Source organism: Mucilaginibacter sp. BGA-UO-ETr-C110 (genome assembly GCF_059567985.1).
In genome coordinates this window covers 6341208-6358899 of the sequence record NZ_JCAQPB010000002.1, presented here as the reverse complement: position 1 = coordinate 6358899, position 17692 = coordinate 6341208, and the positions used below count along the sequence as shown (strand labels likewise).

Below are 17692 nucleotides of genomic sequence, written 5' to 3'. Positions count from 1 at the left end.
CAAAAAATACCGGTGCTTAATACTCAGTAATGCTATATTTTACCAAACAGTTCCTGCAGTTTGGCGTCGAGGTCTTCCCCACGTAGGTTTTTGGCTATGATCTTTCCGTCTGGGTCGATCAGGAAATTTTGAGGGATAGAGCTTACCTGGTAAAGACCAGCTGCTTCATTGTTCCAAAATTTAAGGTCGGATACCTGGGTCCAGGTCAACCCGTCATTCTTAATCGCTTCCAGCCAGGCCGATTTGCCTTCCGGCTTATCCAGCGATACACCTAATACCGTGAAATTTTTGGTTTTATATTTATTGTAGTTACGTACCACATTCGGGTTTTCCTGGCGGCAAGGGCCACACCATGAAGCCCAGAAATCGATCAGCACATATTTACCCCGAAATGATGACAGCTTAACCGGCGTACCATTGACATCGTTCTGTATAAAATCTGGCGCTACGGCTCCTATGGCGGTTACTTTTAAAGCGTCAATTCCATGTTTCAGATTTTTACCGCTCTCTGAATCCCGCAGACTTTGGGATAAACCATTAAACAAAGGTTCAATCTCCGTAGGATCAGGCGCAGGACCAGCCACGGAGTTAATGGCCAGCAAGCTCAAATAGCTATTGGGGTTATTGGTAATAAAGTTTTTGAGCACCGCCTTTTGTTCGGCCTGGATGTTTTTATAGCGGGCCTGCATCCTGCTTTGAAAATCAGGCGCCTTTTGTTGCTCTGGCGTAGCGACTTTTGCTTCGGCCATTAATGCCTGCGCTTTTTTATTGATTGCGGCCAGTTGTCCGGTAAGCCGGCGGTTATCATCATTTAAAACCGAACCGGTGATCAGGGATTTGGAAAGGGAGTCTTTACTATTGATGCCTATCGTGCCTTTTTCCAGGAAAAGGTTCAGATCATCCGCTGTACTTGAGGGACCACCATCCGGATAATTTTGTTGTATAAATTTGTTCAGGCCGATACCTTTATAATCTAACGACAAGGTTGCATTAACCGGGTTTAATAGGTTGCCCTTAAAGCTAAAACTACCAGCTGTTACGTTGGACGAATCTACCACGTTATTGGAGCCCAACTGGTATATCAGGTACACTTTAGCAGGAGCGCCAATAGTGCCTACTTTTCCGTTAATGGTAAAGGTGTCGGGGGTTTGGGCAAATGCCATTATAGGCAACATAGCTGCCACAGAGAAAATTAGTTTCTTCATCAGAATATCAGAACTATAAGCACTCTTAACGTAAGAATGCCGGTTGAATTATAATTATTAGTTTAATTTTTGATAAGTGCGCCACCAAAGGTCGGGCAATTCGCCGGAAGCTGCCATTTTATAGTCGGCATAACTGCAGGGCACCAGGTGAAAACGCTCGTTCCGTGACCCGCCTGTAGGATAAGGTACCTGCATCCACCAGCGGTCGGATTTTTTGCTTTTCACAAACACCACTTCCTGATCTTCGTGTTTCAAGCTGGTTTTATATATGAGGTATTGACTTTTAGGATTAAGTGGAAAATCACGCTTACGGTTATAAACCCCTTCAATAAAATACCATATCATTTGTGCCAACTGCGTAGCAGTTTGCCCATTGCTGTCATAAGCCGGGTTAAATTCATAAAAACCAATGGAGGTTAGCTTATCATTAAAACCTGCATAGCGGCAAAGCTGACAGGCTTCTTCACCGTAAAAACCGTTTGGTGTGGCATTAGCATTGCCCATAGCATCGGCCGAGCGAATGGCCCCCACATCAAAACTGATCATGCTGGCATTACGGATAGCCGGCTCTGTAACCGCCACATTGCCGGTAAGCTCGCCCAGGCGGTGTACATCAAAATAAAGCTTCTCCATTACCCGCAGGCTTTCCTGGCTTACAAAATAAGTTTGATAGCCCAAGTTGCTGTAATTGAAGAGGAAATTAGGCTCGTGCAAAAATATTTTATTAAGATATGATGTGGAGGTGGTTTCAATACCACCCTGCGTATCGTCTTCATCCAGATCAAAATGCGAATCAACAACTACCAGGTCAACTTTTTGTTCCAGGTCCTCATAACCCAGGTATTGGGCATAGGTCAAATCCTGGCCGCCGCCTAATATAATAGGGATGATATCTTTTTTGATAAGCTCTGCAACTACGGTTTTAAGCGCGAAATAAGTATCGGTAACCGTGGCGCCAGCACGTATATTACCCAGATCGGCAATTTTTACGCTGTAACCGCCTTCATAAAGCTGGTAAAGTTTTTCGCGGATATAATCGGGCCCGAGTGCACAACCCGGGTTATCGGTAGCATTACGATCATCCATAACACCAATGATGGCCAGGTCAGTTTTCTCTTCCAGATCGGGAAAATCGACAGAATAATGCACAATTTTATCGCCAAGCTGGCTGGTATAATACCCCTTTTTAGGAGCGATCTTTTTAAGATCAATGGGTGTAAAAAAATCAGCTAAGGACATAATGTTACAGATGTGCGAATTTCAGATGTGCAAATGTGCAGATTTTTTGTCTGAACCGGAATTTATGAATTATCAGAATTAAACTTAGTGACATCTAAAATAATCTGCACATCTAAAATTTGCACATCTGCACATCTAAAATAATCTGCACATTTGCACATATGATATTAGTTACCGGCGCAACAGGTTTTTTAGGAGCTGAACTGGCAAAACTGCTGGTGAATTCAGGCCAACACATCCGTTGCACAAAAAGGAGTAATTCCAGGATACCCGCTCTGTTAGCACCCCATCAAACGCAAATAGAATGGGTTGATGCCGATATGCTGGATATATTCGCTATTGCCGATGCGTTGGAAGGTGTTACACAGGTTTACCATTGCGCGGCCTGGGTATCATTAAAGCAGGCGGACAAAGATCCTATGATCAATACTAATGTTACGGGTACGGCCAATGTGGTTAACCTGTGTGCCGAACGTGGCATACGCATGGTTCATGTGAGCTCCATAGCCGCCATTGGTATAGCCAAGCCAGGCGAACTGATCACCGAGAACCATCACCTGGAACAATCCACCGAAAATGATGGTTATGCAATATCCAAGTTGGAAAGCGAAATGGAGGTGTGGCGGGGTATTGCCGAGGGGCTGGATGCCGTGATTGTTAACCCCTCCCTCATTTTAGGAGCAAGCGCGGGTACATCCGGTACGGGATCATTATTTAAGACCGTACAAAAGGGACTTAAATATTATACCGGTGGTAGTGGCGGTTTTGTTGATGTGGAGGATGTGGCCAAATGTATGGTGGCCCTCATGAATAGCGATATCACTGCCGAACGTTATATCATCAGCGCCGAAAACTATACTTATCAAGCTATGACCACCGAAATTGCCCACAATTTCGGCATAAAACCACCAGCCAAATTTGCCAAACCCTGGATGATGGGCCTGGCTTGGCGCGGCTCAGCCATCATTGCCGCCTTAACCGGCAAGTCGCCAGCTATTGATAAAGTCTCGGCCCGGGCAGCTTCGGAGGTCCGGAATTTTGATAATTCCAAGATCAGGGAAGCTATCAGCATTGAGTTTAAACGGGTGAGCGAAACTATCGCGGAGGTTTGTAAGGCCTTGGTCTGAAGCTGCACTTCGCTCTCCGTGTGTCATTGCGAGGTACGAAGCAATCCCCAATGAGCAGGGCCGCTCTGTATAGTTAGGGATTGCCACGCTGCGCTCGCAATGACGTGATGATTATACCTGAAGCCCTATCCTACTACAACCTTGTCCTAATCAATCATGATAACCCCTATGGATTCTGTATATTATTCCGCCTCATCAGCAAAAAATTTCGCACATTTGCACCCAAGATGGAGCAGTACTTTATTATTGATTTCGACAGCACGTTTACACAGGTAGAGGCCCTTGACGAACTGGCCCGCATTTCCCTCAAAAATCACCCCAACCGGGAAGCTATTTATAAGCAGATCGAAGATCTGACCAACGCCTCGATGGAAGGTCGTTTGTCGTTCACTGAAAGTCTGGAAAACCGCGTTAAACTGTTAGAGGCTAACCGCGATCATTTAAAGCAACTCATCACCCATCTTAAGAAAAAAGTATCCACTTCTTTTTCGCGCAATACCATATTTTTTAAAAACCACCAGGACGAGGTATTGATCGTGTCCGGCGGCTTTAAAGAGTTTATTACCCCGGTAGTTACCGAATATCATATCAAAAAAGAAAATATCTACGCCAATACCTTTGTGTTTGACGAAGATGGCAAGATCATCGGTTACGATCGTGAAAATCCGCTATCGCAGGAGGGCGGCAAGGTTAAATTACTGAAAGAGCTGCAACTGCCCGGTGATATTTACGGCATTGGTGATGGTTACTCGGATTTCCAGTTGAAAGAATCGGGCATGATCAAGAAGTTTTTCGCCTTTACCGAAAACATCGAGCGTAAATCGGTAGCTGAAAAAGCCGACCATATTACCCCCAGTTTTGATGAGTTTTTATACCTCAACAAACTGCCACGTGCCATATCATACCCAAAAAACCGCATCAAATGCCTCATAGTTGGCAATGTGGATGACGACGCACTGGCGCAAATGAAAAAAGAGGGTTATAACCTGCGCCATCGTGAAAGTATTGAAGAAAAATACCTGGAAGAAGCCGGTGTTTTATTTTGCGACGAAGCCAATCAGCCCAGTCCGGAACAAGTACAAAACGCGGGCAGACTAAAAGTGATCGGTATTTTTGGCAAATGCAACCGTAAACTGGCCGATGCAGCTACAGAAAGCGGTATCATCATATTTGACGATCCTAAACATAACCCCCATAATAACGATTTTATACCCCGCCGGGTAATGGCTTTTATGAACGAGGGTAAAACGCATACCAGCTGCAATTTTCCAGATCTGCAGCCACCCCGCATCAATAATGCTCACAGGCTCATACACATTCATAAAAACATACCTGGTATACTGGCGAAAATAAACGAGGTATTTGCCCGTCACAACATCAATATAGTAGGCGAATTCCTGGTGACCAACGCCCTCATAGGCTATGTAATTACAGACGTAAACACCGGTTATGATCCGCAGGTACTCAACGAGCTAAAAGCTATTGAACATACTATTAAGTTCAGGTTGCTGTATTAATACGTTGTGAGTTATACGTTTTACGTAGTACGTTTAAAAGACTCAAAAAAATCGTATAATGTAAAACGTACCACGTAAAACCTAAACAGCCTTACTCCGTGAACGGCACCACCAGCACGGGAACAGCAGAATGGCGTACCACATGCTCGGCTACACTGCCGATGAGCAGGCGGTCGAAGCCCGAACGTTTGTGCGTGCCAATTACAATAATATCCGCATTAAACTCTTTGCAGCAGTCAATTATCCCCTCGGCCCGGGAGCCATATTGTTTAAAAGCCGTTATCTCCAGTCCATCCCCAAACTCTTTGATGGTATTAGCAATAAGTGTTTCTGTTTGGTTGGTTTGCACCTCGCTTAACTCCACATCCTGAATACCAAAGGTGCTATCCATGGGTATCCCGGTTAAATTATCTGCCGGTGTTGAAGGCATTACAATGGGTTCGATAATATGCACCAAACCCACAACGGCTTTATAATCGCGGGCCATATCAAAGCCATAGGCAGCTGCATTGCGTGCATAAGCGCTATCGTCAATACCTATAAGTATTTTACTGATCTTCATGAGGTTTAAGCTTAAATTTTCAGCGTTAAAATTTTGATCGGGTATGTTGCTATAAAGACATTTACACCGCAAAAATGTTTCTGCTTTTTGCAGATATCACATCAATTTGCTGATATCTCATTTTTACTACCTTTGATCATGCATTTCCATCCTGAAATTGAAGATCGCCTGGCACGTTTGCAGGAAAAATATGAAGCCATGGGGCAGGACATGACCTCCTACCTTGACGGCCTGCTGCATGCCGATTTTTTAACCTACTGGGATTATATCCACCTGGATACCCTACTGAGTTTACAGAGCCCTAAAACCCCCTTCCCTGATGAAGAGATATTTATCATCTATCACCAGATCACAGAACTGTATTTTAAATTGGCATTGCATGAGTGCCGGCAAATTGCCGAAGCACAACCGCTTACTGTTGAGTTTTTTACCGCACGATTAAAACGCATCAACCGCTATTTTGGCGCCCTTACCCAATCATTCGAGATCATGGTTGATGGGATGGAAAAAGAACAGTTCCTGAAATTCCGGATGTCATTATTACCAGCCAGCGGTTTCCAGTCGGGCCAATACCGCATGATCGAGATATACGCTACCGATTTTATCAACCTGGTTGATAAAGATAAACGCCAGGAGCTCGGCAAGGCCTCCATCGAGGACCAATTTGAATACCTCTACTGGAAATTTGGTGCGACCGAACTATCCACCGGCAAAAAAACACTCACGCTCAAACAGTTTGAGAAGAAATATTCCAAAACATTTATTGAGCTGGGCAAGGCCAGTGTTAACCACAATTTTAATGCCCTGGCCCATCAGTTTGAAACCGCCGGACAATTAACGCCCGAACTTAAACTGGAGCTCAAACAACTGGATGTAAACGTGAACATCAACTGGCCGCTATCGCACTATAAATCGGCAGTACGATACCTGAACCGTGAACCCGAGGAGATCAAAGCTACCGGCGGCACCAACTGGCAAAAGTACCTGCCCCCACGTTTCCAGAAACGGATATTTTACCCAACGCTATGGACCGCCGATGAGCTTGAGAATTGGGGCAAGGCCTGGGTGGAGAGCGTGTTGGGCTAAAATATCTTAATAACATTTGTCATTCTGAGGAACGAAGAATCTATTCTTGAACATGCAACCTGTAGAACAGATTTTTCACTACGCTACCCGCGTGACATCCCCTCATGTCATTGCGAGGAGGAACGACGAAGCAATCGCATGCTATACAGAGCCGCCCAGTATAGTTCGCGATTGCCACGCTGCGCTCGCAATGACATATTTTATACATGATTGAGTATCATACATAAATTAACACGTCATTTCATCTTCATAATCCCCGGATTTTAAAAACTTAGAATGACAAAATATTTAAAAATAAAAAATGCCACCTGAAATCAGGTGGCATTTTTTATTTTTCTCATTGCCTGTGTCTTCACAGGCAATTATATCTACCAAACTTTTACACGCTCATTTTCGGGGCGGTAAAGTTTGTCGCCGGGTTTTACGTCAAATGCTTTGTAAAATGCCGGGGTGTTTGACAGTGGACCATTTACACGGTACATCTCTGGTGAGTGAGGATCAACACTGATACGCATACGCATAGTTTCGTCGCGGGTTTTGATGCGCCATACCTGGCCAAACGACAGGAAGAAACGCTGATCAGGTGTAAAACCGTCAATCTTTGCATCGCCTTTGCCTTGCTCGGTTCTTTTAAAGGCTTCGTAAGCTATAGCTACCCCGCCAATATCGGCCAGGTTTTCGCCTTGGGTAAGGCTTCCGTTTACATGCAGATTGTTCAGCACCGTAAATTTATTGTACTGTTCAATCATCAACCCCACACGGCTTTTAAACTTATCAGCATCGGTTTTTGTCCACCAGTCTTTCAGGTTACCATCTTTGTCATACTGGCGACCCTGATCATCAAAGCCATGGGTCATTTCGTGACCGATAACCGCGCCAATAGCGCCGTAGTTAATGGCATCATCCGCATCCTTATCAAAGAAAGGGAACTGTAATATACCAGCCGGGAAAACGATCTCGTTAAAGGTTGGGTTATAGTAAGCATTAACCGTTGGCGGTGTCATACCCCACTCGGTTTTATCAACCGGTTTGCCAGCCTTTTTGATCATTTCGTTATAGTGGTGACGGGCAACGGATTCCTGGTTTTTGTAATAAGCATCCTTGCTAATCGTCACATCATCATAAGTTTTCCATTTATCAGGGTAACCTATCTTTTTGGTGAAGGCAGCCAATTTGGCTAAAGCTTTTGTTTTGGTTTCGGGGCTCATCCAATCCAGCTTTTCAATACGGTCTTTATATACGCTTTGCAGGTTATTTACCAGAGTAAGCATACGCTCTTTAGCCTCGGGCGTAAAATATTTCTCTACATAAAGCTGGCCTAACAATTCACCAATGCCACCATCAACGGTTTCAATAACGGTTTTCCAACGCTCCTGCTGTTGTTTTTGACCGCTCAGGGTTTTGCCATTAAACTCAAAATTAGCATCTCTGAAAGCTTTGCTCAGTGCTGTTGAAGCATTATCCAAAGCAGTAAAGGTGGCTTTATCTTTCCAAACCTCAATAGGCTCAGATTTTAGCAAGCCATCCAATGCTTTTAAATAAGCAGGCTGACCCACCAAAACGGTATCTGCACTTAGCTCCATACGTTTAAAGGCGTCTTTCAGGTCGATATCCGGGATCTGTTTTTGCAGATCAGCAACGGCGAATTTATTGTAATTCTTAACCGGGTCGCGCAGCTCAGTTGGTGTCAGGTGCGATTTGGCTATCAATGTTTCCAGTTTCAGGATACCATCAGCTTTTTTAGTTGCCGTAGCTTCGTCAACACCAGTCAGCGTAAACAATTTGGCGATATACTTTACATAGGCGGCACGTATTTTAACCGTAGCCGAGTCGCTGTTGAAATAATAATCGCGGTTTGGTAAACCTAAACCGGCCTGGTCAAAATGAGCAATGTTTTGGGTGCTGATACGGTCGTCCGGACCAACAGAAAATCCTAACAAAAAGCCGCCGCCTTCTTTATAGCTATCGGCAGCCAGGCTTACCAGACCTTTATAATCCTTTACCGCGCTAATTTTAGCCAGTACGGGTTTAACAGGTTCATAGCCCAGTTTTTCGATACCTACGGTATCCATACCGCTGGTGTACAGATCGGCTACTTTTTGCTCCTTGCTCCCTGCAGCGTTATCCTGTTTGGTAATTTCTTCCAGTATTTTGTGCAGGTTTTTCTGGTTATCATCATACAGCGTATAAAACGAACCCCATCCGCGCTGCGATGCAGGGATCTCGGTTTTCTTTAACCAGGCGCCGCTGGCGTACAAATAAAAATTGTCGCCGGGTTTTACCGTGGTGTCCATACCTGTTTTATCAAAAAATACGGTGCGTTTTGGAACATCATCGGTGGATGACGATTCCTTTTTTTGGCCGCATGACGCTAAAATGGCGACAGGGATAGCCGCCAAAGCCCATTTTGTGATTCTCATAAATTGTTTTTTAAATGTCAGTCCTAAAAAATCTAAGTTATAAAGTTGAATTGATAATAACTAAGACGCAACTGACATATATCTGTTACACAACAGGCTTAACTTCGACCTCAACAGGAGGTTGGATCTGGTTAAGCGACAATGGAATGAGTTTTTTGGTTTTGAGATAAGTAATGCCTACAATAAGCATAGTCATGCTGCCGCCAAATATTACGGCAGGCACCGTACCTAATAGGCGGGCAGCGGTTCCAGATTCAAATGCGCCGATCTCGTTGGATGAACCGATGAACATCTGGTTTACGGCAGATACCCGGCCGCGCATATGATCGGGCGTTAGCAGCTGCATAATGGTACCGCGGATAATTACGCTGATGCTGTCAAAAGCACCCTCGGTAAATATAAAGAAGAGCGACAGATAAAAACTGCGCGACAAGCCAAAGCAAATGATACTTAAACCAAAGCCGGTAACCGCTATCAACAGGTTACGCCAGGGTTTGCCCATGGGCGAAAAACGTGTCATCACCAGCATGGTGAGTACCGCGCCCAGTGATGCTGTGGCACGCATAATACCCAAACCTTCGGCACCTACTTTGAGTATCTCGTTGGCAAATACGGGCAACAGAGCTACCGCACCTCCAAAAAACACCGAGAACAGATCCAGGCTCATGGCACCGATCATCATTTTGTTATGGAACACAAAGTGGATCCCTTCTGAAAGACTTTTCCAGATGCTTTCTTTCGGCACAAAAACCGGCGGATACTTGCGCAGGAAAAAAACCAGCACCAATGATATCAGCAGGAAAAATATAATAACCGAGAACGTGGCGGTAATACCACTTAAACCGGGCATTATTTTACCGGCATAACCATAAATCAATCCACCCGCAGCCGGACCAACAATAGAAGCCACCTGCCAGCTCGAGCTGCTCCAGGTACTACCGTTAGGGTAAACCTCTTTGGGTATGCTGTGCGCGTAAACTGTAAAGGTAGCCGGGCCGTAAAACGCACGGGCTATACCATTACAAAATATCATGGCAAAAATAATAGGCACAATCCAGTCTTTATGGATGATACCGCTCATGTTGTTGAGCGTAACGGTAAACATCACCAGCGAGGTGAGGATAACCATAGCAAATATAATGAGCAGCATTTTTCGCTTTTCAGATTTATCGGCAATATAGCCGCCGTACAGCGCTATGCCTATGGCTGGTATAGCCTCGCACAAACCTACCAGGCCCAGGGCAAAAACACTCTTGGTGACCTGGTAAATATAAAAGCCGATAACAACGGCCTGCATTTGATAAGCAAAGGTGAAACAAAAGCGCATGCCAACATAAGATCTGAAATCTTTGTATCGCAATGCTGCAAAGGAATCTACTTTTTGGGGTTTACTATCTCCGTCTTCGGTCACAGTGTTGTTTTAGATGTACCGCAAATTTACAATACCATTTTGGGAATATTAAATGCGATTGAAGGTTTTTTATTGGACAAATTAGGGTAATTGTTGGTGTGTCTGTGGCTGTCATGCTGAGCTCCGTCGAAGCATAGTGAGTTGGCCTCTGCGCACGAGTCTTCGACAGGCTCAGACTGACAGACCTGTTTTTTCCATGGCGTTTCCCTCCTGCCGTCGGGTCAGGCTATCCGCTCATACTGCACGGGCTTTAGCCACAGGCCGGTATCCGCTGCTATCCTTAACGCAAACCATAATAATTAAAAAGCCGGCTGTGGGGACACAGCCGGCGGATAAAGTTTTCATTTTGTTTAATTAAAACCATCTGCACATCTACATATCCGCACATTTACACATCTACAACCCATGCTGATCTATCAGGTAAATAAACGCGGCCATACCGGCAGCGCCCAGTTCCAGCTCGCGTTTGTTTACGTTCTCAAACACATCATTCGGGGTATGGTGAATATCAAAATAACGCTGTGAATCTGGGCGATAACCGATCAGTACCACGCCTGGCAATTTTTCTTTCATCGGTTCAATATCTGTACCGCTGCCGCCAATGGTTAGTTTGTCAACCTCGTAAGGCTCCAGGATGGCTTTATACTTATCGTTAATGTTTTTGATAAAATCTTTGGATACACCATCGAAGCTAAATCCGCGCGGAGTGAAGCCACCCTCGTCAGTTTCGATAGCTGCAATATGCTGTTCTTTATTTTGCGCGGCCAGCTCGGCGTATTTGGTGCCGCCTTTATGCCCGTTCTCTTCGTTCATAAAAAATACGGCACGTACAGAGTTTTTGGGGCGATAGCCTATCCCTTTAAATATACGCAGCACCTCGGCCGATTGCATTACGCCCGTGCCATCATCATGCGCGCCTTCGGCCAGGTCCCATGAATCCAGGTGACCGCCTACGCTGATAAATTTATTCGGGTTTTCGGTACCGGTCAACTCGCCGATCACGTTGTAGGATAATACATCGGGCAATAACTGGCAGCTTTGTTTAAAGTAAAATTTTATTAGTGGCAGCTTGCGCAAACGCAGCATATTGCTCAGCTTATCAGCAGCTTTGGTTGATATGGCGGCAGCAGGTATCTGCTGCGTACCCGGACCGGATAGAGTAGCACCGGTATGCGGATAATCGTCAATACTTTCGGTTAGGGAACGTACAATAACACCCACAGCGCCATATTTGGCTGCCACGGCAGGTCCCATAAAACGCTGATCGCCGGCAGTACCATAGGCATGCCCGGTTTCAATAAAACGTGGATCGAACGCTCGGTTAAAGAAAACTATCTTGCCTTTAATCACGCTTTCGCCCAGGGTTTCCAGTTCTTTCAGGCTACGTACCTCCACTACATTAGCGGTGATACCTTCTTTGGGAGTAGCTATGGTCATACCCAGTGCAGCGATAGGAACCGGGATACGGTTTTTACCATCAATAATAAAAGCGGTCTCCTTTGCACCACGCACCCAATGTGGTACCATTACCTCCTGTAGATACACTTTATCAAAGCCATAACTTTCCATCAGCTTTTTGCTCCACTCCACCGCTTTTTGCGCGTTGGCCGAACCGCTTAGGCGTCCACCAATATTTTTACACAGGTAATGCAGACTTTCATAAGCCTTGCCGTTTACCAGGGCCTCATCATAAATTTTACGAATAGTTAAGGAGTCCTGCGCATGGAGCAGGGAGGCTGTAAAAAGTGCAGCCAGTACCAGGGAAAATTTCTTCATGGGATATTAAGATCAGTTTTAACAAATGTAATATTTTACAGGAAAAGGAGCATTTGGAGTTAATAGATTTATTTAGTCATAGCCTATTACGCTGAACAGGCGGGTCATTTTTGTTAAAAAGTGGGTTTACATGGTTTACACTTTTTATGGTTTACACTTTTGTATATATTTGAGAATAAGATAATTACATTAATTTTCTTGTCGTAAGTGGGTTTACACTGTAAACCATAATTAGTTGGGTTTACATTAATCAGTTTTATAGCATTTTAGTCTTCCCAACATTTGTGGTTTGCAAATGAGCTCAAGGAGTTATTGGGCTCATGTTATTATCACGAGATCTTATCCCAGCTTAAACCCGCGTTTTTGGTTTCGAAGGCATGATGCAGCACCTGGTTTTCGGGCAGGGCCAGCTGTGGATCTTTTTCAAAGATCTGTTCCACGGCTTTACGTACCTTAAATAATAATTCCTGATCTGTCGCCAGGTTAGCCAATTTAAGATCGAGCACGCCGCTTTGCTGGGTACCTTCCAGGTTGCCGGGACCACGCAGTTGCAGATCGATCTCGGATATTTCAAAACCGTTATTGGTTTTCACCATAGTATCCAGCCTGATCTTACCATCGTGACTCAGCTTGTGGCTACTCATCAAAATACAATACGATTGCTCGGCCCCGCGCCCTACCCTGCCACGCAGCTGATGCAATTGCGACAGACCAAAGCGCTCCGCATTTTCAATGATCATCACCGAGGCATTAGGTACGTTAACCCCTACCTCAATTACGGTAGTAGCCACCATGATCTGCGTCTCACCTTTAATAAAACGCTGCATTTCAAATTCCTTGTCGGCAGCTTTCAATTTACCATGCACAATGCTAACACGGTAATCGGGCAGCGGAAACTCCCGCGACATTACCGCGATGCCGTCTTCCAGGTTTTTCAGATCCAGCTTTTCACTTTCCTGTATCAGCGGGTATACTACATAGATCTGCCGACCCAGGGCTATCTCCCTTTTCATAAAACCAAACACCCGCAGGCGCTGGTTCTCATAAAAATGAAGCGTTTGAATGGGTTTACGACCAGCGGGCAATTCGTCAATAACAGATACATCCAGGTCGCCATACAGCGTCATCGCCAATGTGCGGGGAATGGGTGTGGCCGTCATCACCAGTACATGCGGCGGTATGATGTTTTTACGCCATAGCTTGGCCCTTTGCTCCACACCAAAACGGTGCTGCTCGTCAATCACCACAAAACCCAGGTTTTTAAACTGTACTTTATCCTCGATGAGGGCATGGGTACCAATGAGTATTTTAAGCTCACCGCTCTCCAGCCTTTCGTGTAATATTTTCCTGTTCTTTTGTTTGGTGGAGCCGGTAAGCAGGGCCACCTCAATAAAATCGTCGCCAACCAAATTTTGTACAGTTTGATAATGCTGGGTAGCCAAAATTTCGGTAGGCGCCATGATACAGGTCTGGAAACCGTTATCAACCGCAATTAGCATGCTCATGAGGGCAACCACGGTTTTGCCGCTCCCCACATCGCCTTGCAACAGGCGGTTCATCTGTATGCCGCGCTGGGTATCCTGCCGGATCTCTTTAAGTACCCGTTTTTGCGGAGTGGTTAACTCAAATGGCAGCTTATGGTGATAAAAATCATTAAAATAATGCCCAACCGTACCAAAAACATTGCCTTTGAATTTCTGCGTATGCAACAATTTATTGCGTAATAATTTAAGCTGCAGCAAAAACAGTTCTTCGAACTTTAAACGCAGGATGGCCTCATTCAGTAAACGCGCATCGGCCGGGAAATGGATATTGCGGTAAGCCTCGGTGCGACTGATAAGTTTAAACTTCTGGATAATGTACAGCGGCAAGTTTTCGCGGATGTCCCGCGCATGCAGCTCCAGCAAAGTGGAGGTGATTTTCTGGATGCCTTTGCTGTCCAGCTGAAACTGCTTGAGTTTTTCGGTGGAGTTATATACGGGTTGCAGACTGGCATTACCTTGCCGTTGCGCACCAGGCGAGTATACCTCCATTTCGGGATGCGCCATCTGGGCCTGTCCGTTAAAAAATCCGGGTTTACCAAAAACAACATATACCTGCCCGGGCACAATAGTCTTTTCGATCCAGTTGATGCCTTTGAACCATACCAATTCCAACAGACCGGTATCATCTTTAGCCATAACTACCAGGCGCTTGGTGTGCTTTTCGCCAACCACCTGCTTGTTCAGAATACGGGCCAACACCTGCACATAAGGCAGATCGGACAGGATATCTTTGATCTTGTAGAAACGGGTACGGTCGATATACCGGAACGGGAAATGCCGTAAAAGATCCTCGAAATTAGCGAGCGCCAATTCTTTCTTCAACACCTCGGCGCGGGACTGGCCCACTCCTTTTAAATATACAAGCGGTGTTTGAAAAGGATCCATAGATAGAGTTCAATATTTTACCCACCGTCATTGCGAGGAACGAAGCAATCTCTACACAGGCAGGTCGGTCATCAGGGTTCTAAACTTTTCTGTTTGCTCTGTACAGCATAGAGATTGCTTCGTTCCTCGCAATGACGTGTAGTTTATGTTTGTTTTATTACCAACACTTTCCGCCAGTTGACGGAAAGTGTTGGGTGAGGCTCTTACTTTACAGCAATAACCGAGATCTCTACATTTACACCTTTGGGTAATGCAGATACCTGTACGGTTTCACGTGCAGGGAAATTGGCGCTGAAATATTTTCCGTACACCTCGTTCACCTGGCCAAAATTGCCCAGATCGGTTAAAAATATGCTGGTTTTTACAATGTTCTCAAAACCGATACCAGCCTCAATTAAAATGGCTTTGATGTTTTCCATCACCATCACCGCCTCGTCGGTAATGCCGGTGGTTATTAACTCGCCGGTAACCGGGTTAAGGGGGATCTGGCCCGATACAAATACAAAGTTTCCGGCTACAGTAGCCTGGCTATATGGCCCGATAGGAGCCGGCGCATTATTGGTGTTTATTATTGTCATCATTTTTTGAGTATGAACACTTGTATCAGTTTGTAGATGATCCCAGCCAAAAACATAATAATAGCCAGCGCATTAATGAAATGCATAATGCGTAGGTTGATGTTGTTGGGCCTGTTAGGATCTTTCTTTCTGAAAAAATACATATCACAAAACTAATAAAATTCTTTTTGTCATGCTGAACGATAGTAAAGCATCTATTTGCCGACATGCATAGTTCATTAACAGATCCTTCGCTGCGCTCAGGATGACAAAATAGTCAGGTGGGTTTAACAAGTTGTGTACTTCTTCTTCCTAAAATAAAGTAAGTAATTATCACCATCCCTATGTATGTTAAAAACTCTTGTAAAGAGTAATCCACCTTAAAATTGATCCAGGTCTTATCACCTTGTGATGGTGTTAATGAGAATGTTGTAAACAGTATAAATAAAGCATTTGTAAAACGGAAGATGATCCAGCAACCTACTATTATCGCTGAACACACAACAGATTTTCGGAATCTCTGAAACCATAATATTTGAGGTAGTAATATATAATTAACAATGGCCATTAATTCATATAACCAAAATGGGCCGATGAACCGATTGGAAAACGCAAACTGTTCATATTCCCCTGCGAAGAAATATGCCTTAAATACTTCTATAAATAACATCAGCGCATATAATACCGAAGCGAAAAGCAACACCCAGTTTACAGCCATAACCAACACCGGTTTATCGATCTTGAAAAGTTTTATTTTGCCAAGGTGAATAATAAGCAGGCAGGGCACCATAATTAATGTACCCCCAAACACAGAATCTGATATGAAATTAGCTACCATGCTTATACCCATTTTTCTAAATAGTTTTGAGGCCTACCTCACCGGTTTAGGAAACACCGGCAAACTCTCATGGCCATCGGCATCAACAGATTGTACGGCGAAAAAGTAATTATCTTTAGAGTAAGCCAGCGTAGCCGTGGTATCGGTTACATAAAATTTACGCTCCCAAAAGGCGCTGGTGGTTTCGCGCATGAGCACATAGTAGCCGGCCGGTTTTTTTCCGGTAGCCGGAGCTTCCCAGGTTAGTTTTGTTTTATTGGTAAGGTCGCTGGTGATGATGCCTACATTTTGCGGGCGGGCCGGGGCCGAAGCCAGGTTAGCCAATACCGACAAGTTCATGCGTGCTACTTTTTGTACATAGTTAAAATCAACAAAGTCGGGCAGGTCGCCATAATCCACGCCATTTTCTGTGCGGATGTTTTGGTGCTGACGGTTAAAGTCTTCGTTCATTTCGGTGAAGCGTACCGCGCTAAAGCCTTGCTCCAGGAAAGGCAAATGATCGCCGCCACGCAGATAACGGTCGCGGCGGTAGATGAGTTTTACATCCAGCTGATCAACATAACGCTCACCGGTTTCTTTGGCATAACGGGCCAGCTCGCGCGAGGGGCTATCGTTTTCGCCACCTAATGATTTCAGTGCGGCCACCTGTTTATCCGTAGCGTTGGTCGGTATACCATCGCTAAAAACACGCACGCTGCGGTTATCTTTCAGGTCGGTTTCCATGCCGTGCGTATTGCCTACAATATCATTATTCAGCATAGCATCTACATTCCAGTTTTCGGCTTTGGCGCGTTTAGCGAGGTTAGCCGATCCATACAAACCCTGCTCCTCGCCCACCACTGTTGCAAAAATAATGGTAGCCGGGAACGACCGTTTAGCCATCACCCTGGCCAATTCCATCGACAAGGCTGTACCCGAAGCATCATCGTTAGCGCCGGGTTCAACCCCATTGGCATCCATCACATCATTGATGCGCGAATCATAATGACCCGATACGATATATACCCGGGTATCTGTAGGGTCGGTGCCTTTTAGTATAGCCAATACATTTTTAAGCTTTACGGGCTTATCAATACGTGTACCTTTTGGCTGGGTAAAAGTGTCGAACTGAACGGTCATCCTTCCGCCGGATAGGGCCGCGTATTTTTCCATTTCGGCCTTGATCCAGTTACGCGCAGCCCCGCTACCGGTAGTTTTACTGGTGGTATCACTCAGCGTATGCCTGCTTTTAAAGGTTACCAATTTGCGAATAGTAGCCTCGATATTTTTAGAAGATACTTCATCAACCATTTGTTTAATGCCCGCATCTGGTTTGATGATGGTTTGAGCCGCGGCGGGCAGGGATAATAAGAGAAGAATGAATAGTTTTAGGTGTTTCATGCGTTTTTGATGCTTTGTATCATTTATTTTATTTGGCCAATTCAATTCCCTCCCCACGGGAGGGGTGCGATGCTTTGTGTTGTGGCAGGGAGGGGTTTATTCAACATGCATCGCGAATAAACCCCTCCCTCCCCCTCCCGTTGGG

General features: G+C 45.0%; 14 protein-coding genes. 3 read left to right on the top strand and 11 right to left on the bottom strand.

The window, feature by feature from the left end:
* Positions 1-32 precede the first annotated feature (32 nt).
* Entirely contained in the window at positions 33-1205 is a 1173-nt protein-coding gene (locus tag AC57BQ_RS27410; RefSeq protein ID WP_496409267.1) for a redoxin domain-containing protein, read from the bottom strand.
* A 57-nt stretch (positions 1206-1262) separates the two neighbouring features.
* Positions 1263-2444: a formimidoylglutamase gene (locus tag AC57BQ_RS27405; protein ID WP_496409266.1), complete on the bottom strand. Its 1182-nt coding sequence runs from the start codon at positions 2442-2444 to the stop codon at positions 1263-1265.
* Between the two features lie 161 nt (positions 2445-2605).
* On the opposite strand from AC57BQ_RS27405, the gene AC57BQ_RS27400 reads away from it, so the two are divergent.
* Both AC57BQ_RS27400 and AC57BQ_RS27395 read left to right on the top strand, forming a co-directional pair.
* The gene (locus tag AC57BQ_RS27400) at positions 2606-3571 is read left to right on the top strand and encodes an NAD-dependent epimerase/dehydratase family protein (RefSeq protein WP_496409265.1); all 966 of its coding nucleotides are present in this window, start codon (positions 2606-2608) and stop codon (positions 3569-3571) included.
* Positions 3572-3798: 227 nt separating this feature from the next.
* On the top strand, positions 3799-5088 hold the full coding sequence (locus AC57BQ_RS27395) for an HAD-IB family phosphatase (RefSeq protein ID WP_496409264.1): 1290 nt from the start codon (positions 3799-3801) through the stop codon (positions 5086-5088).
* Positions 5089-5179: 91 nt separating this feature from the next.
* Here AC57BQ_RS27395 and AC57BQ_RS27390 read toward each other — a convergent pair whose 3' ends face one another.
* Positions 5180-5650, bottom strand: a complete 471-nt coding sequence (locus AC57BQ_RS27390; protein WP_496409263.1) for a universal stress protein — start codon at positions 5648-5650, stop codon at positions 5180-5182.
* A gap of 138 nt (positions 5651-5788) precedes the next feature.
* Here AC57BQ_RS27390 and AC57BQ_RS27385 point away from each other — a divergent pair, with 138 nt between their 5' ends.
* Positions 5789-6736: a tryptophan 2,3-dioxygenase family protein gene (locus AC57BQ_RS27385; RefSeq protein WP_496409262.1), complete on the top strand. Its 948-nt coding sequence runs from the start codon at positions 5789-5791 to the stop codon at positions 6734-6736.
* Positions 6737-7104: 368 nt separating this feature from the next.
* On the opposite strand, the gene AC57BQ_RS27380 is transcribed toward AC57BQ_RS27385, so the two are convergent.
* From AC57BQ_RS27380 to AC57BQ_RS27345, 8 genes are all read right to left on the bottom strand, one after another.
* Positions 7105-9156 (bottom strand): M13 family metallopeptidase, encoded by a 2052-nt coding sequence (locus AC57BQ_RS27380; RefSeq protein WP_496409261.1) that lies wholly within the window; start codon positions 9154-9156, stop codon positions 7105-7107.
* An 85-nt stretch (positions 9157-9241) separates the two neighbouring features.
* Positions 9242-10567, bottom strand: coding sequence for an MFS transporter (locus AC57BQ_RS27375; protein ID WP_496409260.1), 1326 nt, complete (start codon positions 10565-10567; stop codon positions 9242-9244).
* 396 nt (positions 10568-10963) lie between these two features.
* Positions 10964-12343, bottom strand: a complete 1380-nt coding sequence (locus AC57BQ_RS27370; protein WP_496409259.1) for a M20/M25/M40 family metallo-hydrolase — start codon at positions 12341-12343, stop codon at positions 10964-10966.
* A gap of 329 nt (positions 12344-12672) precedes the next feature.
* A complete protein-coding gene (gene recG / locus AC57BQ_RS27365; protein WP_496409258.1) occupies positions 12673-14772 on the bottom strand; it encodes an ATP-dependent DNA helicase RecG in 2100 nt (699 codons plus the stop codon).
* 203 nt (positions 14773-14975) lie between these two features.
* Positions 14976-15353, bottom strand: a complete 378-nt coding sequence (locus AC57BQ_RS27360; protein ID WP_496409257.1) for a RidA family protein — start codon at positions 15351-15353, stop codon at positions 14976-14978.
* Complete coding sequence (locus tag AC57BQ_RS27355; protein ID WP_317042954.1) at positions 15350-15493, bottom strand: DUF6728 family protein; 144 nt, start codon at positions 15491-15493, stop codon at positions 15350-15352. Before AC57BQ_RS27355 ends, AC57BQ_RS27360 begins: the two co-directional genes overlap by 4 nt.
* Before the next feature lie 113 nt (positions 15494-15606).
* Positions 15607-16167 (bottom strand): hypothetical protein, encoded by a 561-nt coding sequence (locus tag AC57BQ_RS27350; RefSeq protein ID WP_496409256.1) that lies wholly within the window; start codon positions 16165-16167, stop codon positions 15607-15609.
* A gap of 33 nt (positions 16168-16200) precedes the next feature.
* The gene (locus AC57BQ_RS27345) at positions 16201-17547 is read right to left on the bottom strand and encodes a M28 family peptidase (protein ID WP_496409255.1); all 1347 of its coding nucleotides are present in this window, start codon (positions 17545-17547) and stop codon (positions 16201-16203) included.
* Positions 17548-17692: the final 145 nt, after the last annotated feature.